The 13632-nt window shown below is 43.6% G+C and carries 18 protein-coding genes and 1 pseudogene; 12 read left to right on the top strand and 7 right to left on the bottom strand.

Features of this window, described 5'->3' with window-relative positions; translation table 11 throughout:
* Positions 1 to 84: 84 nt before the first annotated feature.
* The 5 genes and pseudogenes from P0M11_RS06240 to P0M11_RS13295 form a co-directional block, all read left to right on the top strand.
* Entirely contained in the window at positions 85 to 387 is a 303-nt protein-coding gene (locus P0M11_RS06240) for a hypothetical protein (RefSeq protein ID WP_158063820.1), read from the top strand.
* Positions 387 to 674: a cell division protein ZapA gene (locus P0M11_RS06235; protein ID WP_158063821.1), complete on the top strand. Its 288-nt coding sequence runs from the start codon at positions 387 to 389 to the stop codon at positions 672 to 674. Before P0M11_RS06240 ends, P0M11_RS06235 begins: the two co-directional genes overlap by 1 nt.
* A 240-nt stretch (positions 675 to 914) precedes the next feature.
* A complete protein-coding gene (gene rny, locus P0M11_RS06230; protein ID WP_275624911.1) occupies positions 915 to 2486 on the top strand; it encodes a ribonuclease Y in 1572 nt (523 codons plus the stop codon).
* A 121-nt stretch (positions 2487 to 2607) separates the two neighbouring features.
* The gene (locus tag P0M11_RS06225; RefSeq protein WP_275624910.1) at positions 2608 to 3024 is read left to right on the top strand and encodes a hypothetical protein; all 417 of its coding nucleotides are present in this window, start codon (positions 2608 to 2610) and stop codon (positions 3022 to 3024) included.
* Between the two features lie 43 nt (positions 3025 to 3067).
* Positions 3068 to 3174: pseudogene (locus P0M11_RS13295) on the top strand (helix-turn-helix domain-containing protein); the annotation flags it as partial.
* Between the two features lie 73 nt (positions 3175 to 3247).
* Here P0M11_RS13295 and P0M11_RS06220 read toward each other — a convergent pair.
* Positions 3248 to 3721 (bottom strand): acyl-CoA thioesterase, encoded by a 474-nt coding sequence (locus P0M11_RS06220; protein WP_275624909.1) that lies wholly within the window; start codon positions 3719 to 3721, stop codon positions 3248 to 3250.
* Positions 3722 to 3879: 158 nt separating this feature from the next.
* Between P0M11_RS06220 and lysM the strand changes: the two genes are divergently transcribed.
* Together lysM and P0M11_RS06210 are read left to right on the top strand one after the other, a co-directional pair.
* On the top strand, positions 3880 to 4350 hold the full coding sequence (gene lysM / locus P0M11_RS06215; RefSeq protein ID WP_158063829.1) for a peptidoglycan-binding protein LysM: 471 nt from the start codon (positions 3880 to 3882) through the stop codon (positions 4348 to 4350).
* A 114-nt stretch (positions 4351 to 4464) separates the two neighbouring features.
* A complete protein-coding gene (locus P0M11_RS06210) occupies positions 4465 to 4815 on the top strand; it encodes an ArsC/Spx/MgsR family protein (protein ID WP_158063830.1) in 351 nt (116 codons plus the stop codon).
* 60 nt (positions 4816 to 4875) lie between these two features.
* Here P0M11_RS06210 and P0M11_RS06205 read toward each other — a convergent pair whose 3' ends face one another.
* Positions 4876 to 5106 (bottom strand): hypothetical protein, encoded by a 231-nt coding sequence (locus P0M11_RS06205; protein WP_275624908.1) that lies wholly within the window; start codon positions 5104 to 5106, stop codon positions 4876 to 4878.
* A gap of 214 nt (positions 5107 to 5320) precedes the next feature.
* Here P0M11_RS06205 and P0M11_RS06200 point away from each other — a divergent pair, with 214 nt between their 5' ends.
* Positions 5321 to 5749: an Hsp20/alpha crystallin family protein gene (locus tag P0M11_RS06200; RefSeq protein WP_275624907.1), complete on the top strand. Its 429-nt coding sequence runs from the start codon at positions 5321 to 5323 to the stop codon at positions 5747 to 5749.
* Positions 5750 to 5817: 68 nt separating this feature from the next.
* Here P0M11_RS06200 and gcvT read toward each other — a convergent pair whose 3' ends face one another.
* Together gcvT and idi are read right to left on the bottom strand one after the other, a co-directional pair.
* On the bottom strand, positions 5818 to 6900 hold the full coding sequence (gene gcvT, locus P0M11_RS06195; protein WP_275624906.1) for a glycine cleavage system aminomethyltransferase GcvT: 1083 nt from the start codon (positions 6898 to 6900) through the stop codon (positions 5818 to 5820).
* Positions 6901 to 6974: 74 nt separating this feature from the next.
* The gene (gene idi / locus P0M11_RS06190) at positions 6975 to 7484 is read right to left on the bottom strand and encodes an isopentenyl-diphosphate Delta-isomerase (RefSeq protein ID WP_275624905.1); all 510 of its coding nucleotides are present in this window, start codon (positions 7482 to 7484) and stop codon (positions 6975 to 6977) included.
* Positions 7485 to 7688: 204 nt separating this feature from the next.
* On the opposite strand from idi, the gene P0M11_RS06185 reads away from it, so the two are divergent.
* A complete protein-coding gene (locus P0M11_RS06185; protein WP_275624904.1) occupies positions 7689 to 8648 on the top strand; it encodes an NAD(P)-dependent oxidoreductase in 960 nt (319 codons plus the stop codon).
* A 20-nt stretch (positions 8649 to 8668) separates the two neighbouring features.
* On the opposite strand, the gene mscL is transcribed toward P0M11_RS06185, so the two are convergent.
* On the bottom strand, positions 8669 to 9052 hold the full coding sequence (gene mscL / locus P0M11_RS06180) for a large conductance mechanosensitive channel protein MscL (RefSeq protein ID WP_158063835.1): 384 nt from the start codon (positions 9050 to 9052) through the stop codon (positions 8669 to 8671).
* Between the two features lie 128 nt (positions 9053 to 9180).
* On the opposite strand from mscL, the gene P0M11_RS06175 reads away from it, so the two are divergent.
* Positions 9181 to 10686, top strand: a complete 1506-nt coding sequence (locus P0M11_RS06175; protein ID WP_275624903.1) for an NAD(P)H-hydrate dehydratase — start codon at positions 9181 to 9183, stop codon at positions 10684 to 10686.
* A 30-nt stretch (positions 10687 to 10716) separates the two neighbouring features.
* Positions 10717 to 11013 (top strand): hypothetical protein, encoded by a 297-nt coding sequence (locus P0M11_RS06170; protein ID WP_275624902.1) that lies wholly within the window; start codon positions 10717 to 10719, stop codon positions 11011 to 11013.
* A gap of 39 nt (positions 11014 to 11052) precedes the next feature.
* On the opposite strand, the gene lgt is transcribed toward P0M11_RS06170, so the two are convergent.
* Both lgt and yidD read right to left on the bottom strand, forming a co-directional pair.
* Positions 11053 to 11922 (bottom strand): prolipoprotein diacylglyceryl transferase, encoded by an 870-nt coding sequence (lgt, locus tag P0M11_RS06165; RefSeq protein ID WP_275624901.1) that lies wholly within the window; start codon positions 11920 to 11922, stop codon positions 11053 to 11055.
* A 5-nt stretch (positions 11923 to 11927) separates the two neighbouring features.
* The gene (yidD, locus tag P0M11_RS06160) at positions 11928 to 12182 is read right to left on the bottom strand and encodes a membrane protein insertion efficiency factor YidD (protein ID WP_275624900.1); all 255 of its coding nucleotides are present in this window, start codon (positions 12180 to 12182) and stop codon (positions 11928 to 11930) included.
* Between the two features lie 108 nt (positions 12183 to 12290).
* Here yidD and P0M11_RS06155 point away from each other — a divergent pair, with 108 nt between their 5' ends.
* A complete protein-coding gene (locus P0M11_RS06155; protein ID WP_275624899.1) occupies positions 12291 to 13568 on the top strand; it encodes a replication-associated recombination protein A in 1278 nt (425 codons plus the stop codon).
* The last annotated feature ends 64 nt before the right edge of the window (positions 13569 to 13632 follow it).

Raw genomic sequence — 13632 nt, 5'->3', positions numbered from 1 at the left:
GCCTGAAAATACTGCCGGGTAAAGCACTTGATTTCAATTTAATTTTATACTTTTGCTTAAATGTTAGAATTTTAAAGACGCGGAATGCTAAAAGAATTAGAAAATAATTTTTCTGAATTAGAAAGAAAAATTTCTAATGTTAGTAAGGATTACCGTAATCTTTATACCAAATATAAGGACCTGGAAAAAGAGCACGAAGAGCTGCAGTTTAAATATGATGAAGAGCGGAAAAAAAACCAGGTACTCGCAGAAGAACAGAAGAAAATAAAACTTTATTCAGCAATAGCAGGAAATCCCGAACATAACAGGCTAATGAAGAGTCATATCAACCGGTTAATCAAGGAAGTGGATTTTTGTATTGCAGAGCTTCAAAACAGTGGACTGTAATGGACGTGAGGCGAATTACCATTAATGTGGCCGGAAGGGTTTATCCGCTGAATGTGCCTGCCGCTGAGGAGGAAACACTCCGCAAGGTAGGGAAGCAGATTGAAGCTATGATTAAAGATTTTGAACTTAATTTCGATGTCAGAGATAAGCAGGATGCGCTGGCAATGTGTGCCCTGAAACTGGGTACCAGTGCTGAAGTTTCTGCCAAGAACAACGAGAAAAATATAAATGCTTCCAACGAAAGGCTGTTGAAGATCAGCCAGCTGCTGGAAGACCTGGAAAAGTAGATTTTTCTTTTCCGATAAGTACTGCCTACAATAGTTCTAACACATTAAAGGTAAACTCAACGCTAAACAATTACCGAACAAAAGTCCAGTGAATGGCGTGCCGCAACCGCGGATTACAGACATTGGAAATCAGTTCAAATCGTGTTGATTAGGAGTTTACTCTAAATCACTGAACTGTTGTGGGCTTTTTTTATTTCAAAACATTTAAAATAACATATAACTAGACAAATAAAACGCAATATGACAACAACTGTTATTATCGTAGGCATTCTCGCACTGGTCATTGGGGCTGTGCTGGGTATGGTTTTTTCCCGAAGTTCACTGAACACCAAAGCCAGGTTCATTCTGGAAGATGCAAAGAAGAATGCCGAAAACGTTATAGAAACTGCTAATGTGAAAGCCGAAGCATTACGCAAAGACAAGGAATCACAGGCAAAAGTTAAATTCCTTGAGTTGAAATCACAGCACGATTCTGAGATCCAGAACCGTGAAAAGAAGATGCAGGATGCCGAGAAAAGAATCCGCGACAAAGAGCAAAAACTGAATGATGAACTCAGCAAGACAGGAAAACTTGAAAAAGACCTGGACAGACAGATTGCTGATTATGCGAAAAAACATGAAATCCTGGAGAAGAAACAGCAGGACCTTGATGCGGTGATCGCTCAGAAAGTTGAGATTTTGGAAAAAATTGCCAATTACAGCGCCGAAGATGCAAAAGCGGAGTTGGTGGAAGCTATGAAAGCAGAAGCCAAAAGCCGTGCGCAGGCTCACGTACAGAGCATTATGGAAGAAGCGCAGCTTAACGCCAAGCAGGAAGCCAGAAAGATTGTGATCCAGACAATTCAGCGTATAGGTACTGAGCAGGCTATAGAGAATTCTGTTTCTGTTTTCAATATTGAATCAGACGAGATTAAGGGACGTATTATCGGCAGGGAAGGACGTAATATCCGTGCCCTGGAAGCTGCCACCGGAGTTGAAATTATTGTTGACGACACTCCCGAAGCAATCCTGCTTTCCTGTTTCGATCCGGTGAGACGAGAAATCGCCAGACTTTCCCTGCACAGACTCGTAACTGACGGCCGAATTCACCCGGCAAGAATCGAAGAAGTGGTGGAGAAGACCAAGAAAATGATCGAAGAGGAGATCATTGAAGTAGGTAAGAGAACCATAATGGATTTGGGTATCCATGGACTTCATCCGGAATTGGTTAAAATCGTAGGACGTATGAAATTCAGGTCTTCCTATGGCCAGAATCTTCTTCAGCACTCACGTGAAGTGGCGAACATCGCCGCAACTATGGCTGCAGAACTCGGCCTGAATGTAAAGATGGCTAAAAGAGCAGGTTTACTGCATGATATAGGAAAGGTGCCGGAGCAGGAGTCAGAACTGCCACACGCACTCTTAGGCATGCAGTGGGCCGAGAAGTACGGCGAGAATGCCGAGGTGGTGAATGCCATCGGTGCGCACCACGACGAAGTGGAAATGACTTCGCTTCTTTCACCGATCATTCAGGTTGCCGATGCGATCTCAGGTGCAAGACCGGGCGCAAGACGTCAGGTGCTGGAATCCTATATCCAGCGTTTAAAAGACCTTGAAGCTGCAGCTATGAGCTTTGACGGTGTTTCCAGCGCGTACGCCATCCAGGCCGGACGTGAACTTCGGGTAATGGTAGAAAGCAACAAGGTGAACGACGACCAGTCCTCACAACTTTCTTACGACATTTCTGAAAAGATTCAGAATGAACTTACGTATCCGGGTCAGGTACGGGTAACGGTTATTCGCGAGACAAGGTCGGTGAATATTGCGAGATAAGTTAGAACAAAATATTTCAACAAATCAATCCTTTCTGAATTCAGAAAGGATTTTTTGTATCTTAACCCAACAGTAAGTTTTCCATTAATTTAAAGTAACTCACCTACAATACCTTATCTTTATGAGTACTCAATTTATAAAAAGGGATGTGTATTTGCTTCCGAACGGTTTTAAAATGGTTGGGGTCGCTGTAATCCTATTGTCACTGGCTCTTTTTATTCTCCAAACGCAAGGCTGGTTTCCAGATACTGATCATGACTTTAGGATCGCGGTCACTTTGTTATTAACTGGGCTGGCGTTGATAAATATTTCAAAGGAAAAAATTGAAGATGAAAGAATAAAGAAGATTCGATACAGAACCTGGGCCTATTCTCTTCAAAGTATTATTGGACTTGTAGTCTTCGGACGGATTTTGAATTCCTTTCTGGAAGAGCCGTTGGAATATTTCAACTCATCCTCAGCGATATTGATTGTGACCTTACTCCTAAACCTGATTTATTTTGCCACCTCTAAGGAAGTGGATTACGATAAAGAATAATATCCGGTTCGAGCGGACCCTCCTGAAGATCACCCTGCAGGAACTTGCAGAAAGAGTTGGAGTATCCCGCCAAACGGTTAATTCAATAGAAACAGAGCGCTACGTTACATCCACAGTTCTTGCACTTAAATCGCCAACTTCTTTAAATAGACAGTTAACGAAATTTTCTTTTTGGAAATGGAGGATTAACGCAAAAATTCCGTAGCGTTATTGTTTTGAATTTCTAAAGAAACGGCTTCATCTCATCCTCAAGCTTTTCTCTCAACTGCATAAGGCGGATTGCATATGCCTCATTTTGCTTCTCCTTTTCTGTTTCGGGAATCCATTTTGGTACGGGGAGCTTTTTGCCGTTTTCATCCACAGCCACAAACACGATGATGCAGTGCGTTTTCTTGTCGAAATCCGGTTGCTTAAGGTTTCTGGAAAATACGTTGATGGAAATATGCATGCTTGAAGTTCCGGTGTAAATGACCTGGGCTTCCACCTGTACAATCTCACAAATCTTGATCGGTTCATAAAATCTTATTCCGCCCACATACACCGTTACGGAATAATTGCTGCTCCAGGTGGTTGCACAGGCATAGCCGGCCTGGTCTATCCATTTCATTACGCTGCCGCCGTGCACGTTGCCAACGTGGTTAACGTCACTGGGCTCGGATATGAACTGAAACTGATAGGAGTGTTTACCATAATTCAATATTTAATTTAAAGATAATGATTAGCCGGCTGGTAGTCCCGTAAACAGCCACCTTTGCTCCAAGTTTAACACCTTATTAACGATAGTAAGCATAGAAGTTGATAGGTACAGCATGCTGAAGATAGACTTTGGTATTTAACATTAAAATATTACAAACAATGGGTTTAGGATCATTTTTAAAAAATGTAGGTGAGAAAATTTTTGGCGGTGGCGAAAAGCCGGAAGAACAGGCACTGAAGGTGAAGAATCATGTGGCCAAATATGGTTTCGATATTTCGGCACTTACTTTTACGGTGGCCGATGATAAGGTGACCATCCAGGGTGAGGCAAAAAACTGGGACGAGAAAGGAAAAATTTATGTGGCGGCCGGAAATGTGGAAGGTATTGACGGTGTAAATGACCGGATGACGGTTAAGGCTGCACCTGTTGCAGCTCAGACGCCGGCACCTGCCGCAGCAGCTGTTCAGCCGAAATTTCATACTGTACAGAGTGGCGACACATTATCAAAAATTGCAAAGGAAGTTTATGGTGATGCGAATGCCTATAACAAAATTTTTGAAGCCAATAAGCCAATGCTTTCAGATCCCAATAAAATTTATCCGGGTCAGGTTCTGGTAGTTCCACAGTAGGGATATTAAAAATATTGTGAAAAGCATCCTTTTTTTCGCGAAATGGGTGCTTTTTTAATGAAAATTTTCCATGATTTTTCCCGCCGCGCATTTATTTTTTGTTATATTAGCAAGATGAAAAAAGTTTTTTACCTTAAAACCTGCGATACCTGCCTGAAAATCCTGAAAAAATTTAATTTGAAAGATTGGGAACTTCGCGAGATTAAGATAAATCCAATAACAGAAGAAGAGGTGGAGCAGATGCATAAGCTTGCCGGCTCTTATGAAGCTTTTTTCAGCAAAAAATCCAATCAGATCAAGCTTCGTGAACTGGACCCCAAGAAACTTACTGAAGAAGATTATAAAGAACTCATACTGGATCACTACACTTTTCTTAAGCGTCCCGTTTTCATGACGGACACCGAGATTTTCATAGGCAACGACAAGAAAAACCTTGAGGCCTTAAGGTCTTATTTCGCCGATTAATGTGAAATTGCTGTGGCTGATATTGGTGATCACCGGTATTTCGGTCGCTGCCCAGAGCGTTTACCGAACTCCTTCGGGTACAAAGTACCATCTCTCTAATTGCCGAATGGTCAGGAATGTTTCCTCTGTTTCGGGCATTGAAAATGCGCTTCGGAGCGGACTGACTCCATGCAGAATTTGCCGGCCGCCATACCGCCAGATCTCCGGAATAAAATCACTGCCGAAAAAGGTTTCAGGAACCAATTCCGCCAGCCGCTGCCGAGGGACTACCCAGGCAGGAACGCGCTGCAAGCGCAAAACAAGGATCGGTAATGATTTCTGTTTTCAGCATGTGCGTTAAAGTGACAAATTTTCGCAGATTTTTTTTAAAATTGTGACTGATTTCTGACATAAATACCTGGTGTTCAGTATAAACTGTAAAAATGTCCGCAGAATATTGCGGGCATTTTTTTTGTGTCCTCTTCGGTATAATTACTTGATGTCTAACCCAAAAAATTGATGTATCATGTCTAATCTTATCAGAAGAAACAGCTTTTTTGATGATTTCATTACCAGAGATCTTTTCGATTTCAACAGACAAAGATTTTCACCTTCCGAGAACACATTACCTTCGGTAAACGTGCTGGAACACAAGGATGCATTTGAAATACACGTTGCGGCGCCGGGAATTAAGAAAGAGAATTTCAAGATTGACCTGGAGCGAAATGTATTGACGGTAAGCAGCGAAACACGTGAAGAACATTCGGAAAAGGATGAAAGCGGTTCCTTTACCAGAAGGGAGTTCAATTACAGTTCTTTCAGCCGATCTTTCACCTTGCCGGAAAATGCGGCAGCTGAAAAAATTGAGGCAGCGTATGAAGACGGTATCCTTAAGATTACCGTTCCGAAAAAGGATGTTACTATGGAGAATATTAAATCCATTGAGATTAAATAGATTTACGCAGGAAACAAAAGCGCCGCCCGGAATTTTTCCGGGCGGCGCTTTAAATTCAGCAGAAGACCCTAAACGAAAGGTGTCTTCAAAACTTTAGCAGGTATATTCTTGTTCCTGATCTGTATATAGATATCCGTTCCTGTCTTGTAATGTGGTTTGTCCACATAGGCAAGGCCAATTCCTGTTGATTTCATTGGGCTCATGGTTCCGGAGGTCACCCTGCCAATAACATTGCCTTCCGCGTCTACTACGGGATAGTCATGTCTTGGGATGGCTCTTTCCTGCATCTCGAAACCAACAAGTTTTTTGGTAATTCCTTCTTCTTTCTGTTTTGCAAGCCGTTCCTTATCCACAAAATCCTTGTCGAATTTGGTAATCCAGCCAAGGCCCGCTTCCAAAGGTGATGTAGTGTCATCAATATCGTTACCGTATAAGCAAAATCCTTTTTCAAGGCGTAAAGTATCTCTGGACGCCAGTCCGCAGGGAATAAGACCAAACTCTTCACCAGCCTCTGTTAAAGACTCCCAGATCTTCACCGCATCACCGTTTCTGAAGTAGATCTCAAAACCTCCGCTGCCGGTATATCCCGTGTTGGAAATGATTACGTCCTGCACTCCTGCAACTGTTCCCTCGGTAAAATGGTAGTAAGGCAGATCTGCAAGGTTGGTATCGGTAAGTTTTTGAAGTGTTTCAGCAGCCTTAGGACCCTGCACGGCGATAAGCGACATATCGTCTGATGCGTTGGTCAGTTTTGCACCGAAACGCTCGTTATGCTTTACAAGATGATTCCAGTCCTTTTCAATATTGGAAGCGTTCACCACAACGAAATATTTCTCATCTGCCATTTTGTAGATGATCAGATCGTCCACAATCCCTCCATTGCCGTTCGGCAGGCAGGTGTATTGCGCTTTACCCGTTTCCAGTGTATCTAAATTATTGGTAGTTACATATTGTAACAAATCTTTAGCTGTCGGTCCCTCAACGAAAATCTGACCCATATGGGACACATCGAAAATCCCAACCTTTTCGCGCACTGCAAAATGTTCTTCCGTAACACCGGAATATTGTACAGGCATATCAAATCCTGCAAAAGGTACCATTTTCGCTCCTAGCGACACATGCTTGTCAAACAGCGCAGTTCTTTTAGTCATTGCTTAATTATTTAATTCAGATTATTCATATTTGGTCGCGGAAATCCCTACTTATTCCGCCATTTCTTAAAAAGTTACAGATGGTGTTTGTATTCTTCCAGGATTATTTTGAACCATTCCGTAAACTGGTTCGGATTGGCCTGCATTTCCATATCGAGCTTTTCCATTGTAATAAATCGTGTTTCGCTCACCTCATCTTTATTTGGATGAATTTCTCCATTGTAAGTACCTGTGAAAACATAATCAAGCTCATGTTCCCAAAGATTCTGACCAACATCGGCCTTATAAATAAAATGAAACTTTTCTGCAAGAGTGGTTTGTATTCCCAATTCTTCCCTCATCCGTCGCTGGGCGCCTTCCAGATATGATTCCTCCAGTCGGGGGTGGGAACACACCGCATTGGTCCACTGGTCAGGCGAATGGTATTTTCCTGAAGCCCTGCGCTGCAGCAACATTTCACCTTTATCATTAAAGAGGAAAACCGAGAAAGCACGGTGCAGAATACCGTTTTCATGAGCTTTCATCTTTTCCATGGTTCCCAAAACCTCATCCTTTTCAGAAACCAGCACAACATGTTCTTCCATCCTTACAAATTTAGGACATATAAGGCGAGTGGGGAAATATTTAAATATAATTTAGCAGTTGGAGTACTGGGCAACAGTAATTATTGTAAAATTGTAGGCGAATCTGAACCCGGCAGCATTTTTAAGGTTTTAAAATTGACAGAGTTTAATTGCAGGGAAGTCATCTTTCAAAGCCTTCTCCCCAACCGGATATTTAATACGACTATGAAAATATTAGCTAATGACGGACTGGATCAGTCCGGGATTGATATTTTGGAATCCAAAGGTTTCCAGGTAATCACAGAAAAGATCCCACAGGATTTCTTATCAGAATACATCAACGCAAACAGCATCCGCACCTTAATTGTACGCAGCGCTACGGAGGTGCGGCGTGAACTTATTGACCGCTGTCCTACGCTGGAGATCATTGGGCGGGGAGGTGTAGGCATGGACAATATAGATGTGGATTATGCGAGGCAAAAAGGGATTCATGTCATCAATACACCTGCTGCTTCTTCCGAATCGGTTGCGGAACTGGTTTTTGCCCATCTCTTTTCGGGATGCCGCTATCTTCAGGACTCCAACCGGCAGATGCCTGTAAGTGGACATACGCATTTTTCTCAACTTAAGAAATCCTATGAAAAAGGCATTGAGCTTCGCGGCAAGACCATCGGCATTATTGGTATGGGCCGGATTGGTCAGGAAGTAGCCCGTATTGCACTTGGCCTGGGAATGCGCGTTATAGCTGCCGACAGTAATGTGGGCAGAGCCAGCATTAAAGTCAAATTTTACAACAGCCAGTTTATCAATGTGGATATTGAAACCGAGCCACTGGATGGAGTCCTGCGCCACGCAGACTTTATTACCCTGCATGTTCCGGGTCAGGCAGGCGGCTTTATGATTGGTGATAAGGAATTCGGCATAATGATGGAGGGTGCAGCAGTAATTAACTGTTCGCGCGGAGGTGTGGTAGATGAGGAAGCTTTGCTTCGGGCGCTTGATTCGGGGAGGATCAGGTTTGCGGGCCTGGATGTATTCGCAGATGAGCCTACTCCGTCACAGGCTGTACTCAGTCATCCGGCCATATCATTAACACCTCATACGGGAGCATCCACGCTGGAAGCACAGGACAGAATTGGTCTGTCCCTTGCCCAGCAGATTTGCAGTATACTTCAGGTTCCCTAATTACTACGGAAGCAGGTGTATTACTGGTTGGTGCTCTTTTCCTTCAGTAAATCCCTGATTTCGGTGAGCAGCTGTTCTTCCTTCGTTGGTCCTGGCGCCGCGGCCGGCGTTGGGCGTGTTACCTTGTTGGCTGCCTTAATGAGCCAGAACAACACCATTGCGATACAGAGAAAGCTGATGCCTGCCGACAGGAAACTGCCATATTTCACTCCATTCCACGAAAGTTGTGCGATGTTTTCCGCATTTACCGCTTCCAGGGTTGGATTCAGTATAAGTGGTGTGATGACATCTTCCACCAGAGAGGTTACGATTTTTCCAAAGGCAGCACCAATGATCACACCCACTGCCAAATCCATCACATTTCCTTTGAATGCAAATTCTTTAAATTCCTGTATAAAGCCCATAATTTAAGTTTTTATTCACTCAAATTTAATGAAATATTACTGAGAACAACCATGTTTCAGATAAGTTGAAAGATTCATTTCCTAAATTTTTACTTTTAAATCATTATTTTTAGATATTCAAATTAATAATGAAAATTTTCTCGGCAAACCAGATCAGGAAGTGGGACCGTTTTACCATTGAGATTGAAAAGATATCATCACTTCAGCTAATGGAGCGTGCTGCCAAGTCCTGTACTGCCTGGATCATTAACCGTTTTGGAAGCAGTGTGGAATACTGCGTACTCTGCGGACCCGGGAATAACGGAGGCGATGGTTTTGCTGTTGCACGTTTGCTCCACTCTGAAGGTGCTGATGTCACTGTTTATGCAGACCTGCAAAATTTACCTAAAACAGAAGATGCGCAGTCTAACCTGGAGGCGCTGCAGCAGGTATCTGGTATAACTTTATATGACTTAAACATTTTTCCGGAAGTTGGACTCGACCGAAAAGTGATTATTATCGATGCACTTTTTGGTTCCGGTTTCAGCGGAAATCTCAGAGGCGTTTATAGGAGCGCTGTCCTTAAATTAAATGCGCTCGACAACATGAAGGTATCAGTTGATCTGCCATCCGGTCTGGATGCCGACGAATATTCCGGTCCTGATTCTGTGGTTGTCAGCGCAGATTATACACTCACTTTTCAATCGCCTAAAAAGACTTTTCTATATCCTGAAACCGGTGTTTTTTGTGGTAAGGTTGTCCTACTGGGTATAGGTCTGTCCAAAGAATTTTATGAGGCCGAAACCTCTGAGCAGTTTACGGTCGATGAGCAATTAATACGTAAATCCTTCCATCGAAGAAGTTCCTTTTCAAATAAGGGCAATTTTGGAAAAAGCCTTATTGTTGCCGGAAGTTACGGTAAGACCGGTGCTGCGGTGCTCGCGGTACGGGGTGCGCTTAGGACTGGGAGCGGCATTACGGTATCGGCCGGACCTTCCTGCGGATATAACATTCTGCAGACTGCATGTCCTGAAGCAATGTTTGAAGCCTTTGGCACCACTCATCTCACAGCTTTTGAAGCCGGTGAAGACACCGTGGTTGGTGTGGGTCCCGGTCTGGGCAGACATCCGGAAACTGCAGCGGCACTGCGCGACTTTTTACATAGATGGCGTAAGCCCCTGGTATTGGATGCAGATGCCCTCAATATTCTGGCTGAAAATCCGGAATTTCTCCGATTGCTTCCCGCCCAAAGCATCATTACCCCGCATCCCCGGGAATTTGAACGTCTGTTCGGCAAGACTTCCGACTCTTTCAATCGTACCTCTTTAGCCAAACAAATGGCGGCAGAACTGAATATCTGCATTGTATTAAAAGACCATCATACGCAGGTCATCACATCCAGCGGAGAGGTGTATTATAACACTTCCGGTAACGCCGGTATGGCCAAGGGTGGTAGTGGAGATGTTCTTTTGGGAATGATTACAGCACTTTTGGCTCAGAAATACAGCACGGAACAGGCAGCTGTACTGGCCGTGTGGATTCATGGAAAAGCCGGTGATCTGGCAGCCGAAAAATGGTCGCAGGAAGCCATGCTGGCTACTGATCTGCTTGATGAAATCGGCAATGTTTTTCTGGCTTTGGCAAGTGAGGTGTGAATTTTGATACTGCTTCAGAAAAAAATTGAAATGAAATTAGTAAAGCTTTTATTTTCAGCGTTTGTAACAACCGCACTATGGTCATGTGCTGCCAGTGGTGCTGCTAAAACAGCCACTGTGACGCGGGACTGCACCGGAACATATCTTCGCGTGGACTCGAAGGACTGGCTGGTTTGCAATGCAGAAATCCTCAGCAGGCATAAAGAAGGTGCAGTTGTAAATGCGAAATTTATAAAAACAGATCAGTGTCCCGAATTTGCAGACAAGATTTTTTGCATGATGTATCATGAAAATGAAGGATTGATCCGGATTACAGAACTGAAGTAGTTTTATAAAAAATGCCTCCCGATATGAGAGGCATTTATTTTAATCAGGCTTTTCATTTTCGGCCTGTGTGATCCTGTTCTTTTGCGAGTACCACATAATCACCGCTCCGGCAATCATAAATGGGATAGACAGTACCTGTCCTGTATTTAAGCCCGCAAACTGGATGAATTCGTCGCCCTGAGGTTCTTTCAGGAATTCTACGAAGAACCTGATGGCCCAAAGCACTATAAAGAACAGCCCGAATAACCACCCTTGCTGGTATTTGCGGTTCGTATAACGGTAGAGTACCCAAAGGAGGATGAAAAGCAGCACATAACCGGTAGCTTCAAACAGTTGGGTAGGATATCTGGGTACAATTGCGCCATACTCCGTACTTTGCTGCGGAAACAGCACTGCAAAAGGTGAGTTTTCCGGTGCCGGCTTGCCTATGATTTCAGAATTGAAGAAATTCCCTATCCTCACAAAAGCTCCCCCGATGGCAACTACAATTGCAATCCTATCGAAAACCCAAAGCGGGTTCTTCTTAATAATTTTGTAAGAATAATACAAGGTAGTAAGAATTACGGCAATGGTTGCACCATGACTGGCAAGACCAGAGAAACCGGTGAATTTAAATTCCGGAACAGTCTGAATCGGAAGGAATACCGACCAGAAATCCTGCCTGAAAAGCTCAGGCTGATAAAACACAACATGCCCGATTCTTGCACCCAGGATGGTACCTACCAAAGTCCAGGTGAATACTGGTTCCACATATTTCAGGTTTACATTATCAATCCTATACATCTTAGTCATCAGGTAATAGCCCAGGCCGAAGGCAATCACAAACATCAGGCTGTAATAGTGCAGGGTTATCGGTCCCAAATGAATTCCTGTAGACGGGTCCCAGGTTGTGTATAAAAGTGTAAGCATATTTTTTATCGTTTATTTATTTTTTTTGGTGGCACGGGATCATAACCTTCGCCTCCCCACGGGTGACATCTTGCGATCCTTTTTGCGCCCAGCCAAAGGCCTTTGAAAACTCCGTGTACCTGCAGTGCTTCAGCCATGTACTGTGAGCATGTAGGCTCGTAGCGGCAGTTTTTGGGCAGTAATGGTGATATAAACCACTGATAAAAACGGATCAGCAGGAGTAAAGGGAAGGTAGTGATTTTGTTAAAGTTCAACTTCAAAGCAGTGCAAAAATACTTTAATTAATCAACAGACTGAAATTTTTGAAACCTTTGTGAAGAATTCCTTTTTGGTGAGAATCATTAACTTTGAAACTTAATTAACAATTTATGAATGCAAATGCACCGCTGGCCGAAAAAATGCGCCCCCAGAATCTGGATCAGGTGCTGGGTCAGGAGCATCTTACAGGCCGGAACGGCGCCATCCGCAAAATGCTCAGGAATGACACACTGAATTCACTGATTTTTTGGGGTCCTCCGGGCACCGGCAAGACAACGCTGGCTGAAATAATTTCCCTTCAGTCGGGGCGGAAATTCTTTAAACTTTCTGCAGTATCCAGCGGAGTGAAAGATGTCCGTGAAGTTATTGATGAGGCAAAGAAGCAGAATCTTTTTTCAGGTAAGTCACCAATTCTCTTTATTGACGAGATTCACCGCTTCAACAAATCCCAGCAGGACTCACTGTTGCATGCCGTGGAAAAAGGCTGGATCGTTCTTATTGGTGCTACAACGGAGAATCCCAGTTTTGAGGTTGTTTCAGCATTACTTTCCAGGTCACAGGTCTACGTATTAAAATCCCTGACCTACGAAAAGCTTGAGGAGTTGGCAGAAACCGCACTTCATAATTATAATGTGGAACACGGTACACATTTCAGTATTTCGGCAAAAGAAGCATTCATAAAATATTCCGGTGGTGATGCCCGTAAACTCATCAATTCGGTTGAAAATGTGCTGAACAGTTTCCTGAACAGCGGCAAGTCTGATATATCCAATGATGATGTACTGGAAGTTCTGCAGGAAACAATGGCGCTGTATGATAAAAATGGTGAGCAGCATTATGATATTATATCGGCCTTTATTAAATCCATGCGCGGTTCGGATCCCAATGCAACGGTTTATTGGCTGGCAAGAATGCTGGTAGGTGGCGAAGATGTAAAATTCATTGCGCGCAGGATGCTTATTCTGGCAGCCGAAGATATCGGACTGGCAAATCCCAATGCCCTCGTGATCGCTAACAACTGTTTTCAGGCGGTGAATGTGATTGGCAATCCCGAAGCGAGGATTATCCTCAGTGAAACCGCCGTATATCTGGCAGTCTCACCCAAGAGTAATTCTACCTATACTGCAATCAATGAAGCCATGGCTTTTGTGAAGAAAACCGGTGACCTGCCCGTTCCTCTGCATTTGCGCAATGCGCCCACTAAGCTGATGAAGGAAATGGATTATGGCAGGGATTATGACTATGCGCATTCACATCCCGGTAATTTTGTGGACCTTGAATTTTTGCCGGCGGAAATTTCAGGCACACAGTTCTATAAACCGGGAAATAATTCCACGGAAACTAAAATTGAGTCCGAGCTCCAAAGGAAATGGAAAGGGAAGTATTGAATCCGGCTGTAGGGCATGAAAAAAGCGTCCAATGAGGACGCTGATTTTTATTTTAAGAAATAGG

It is taken from the genome of Kaistella sp. PBT33-4 (assembly GCF_029194425.1).
Classification (GTDB): Bacteria; Bacteroidota; Bacteroidia; order Flavobacteriales; family Weeksellaceae; genus Marnyiella.
This window is presented reverse-complemented; position numbering and strand designations above follow the sequence as displayed.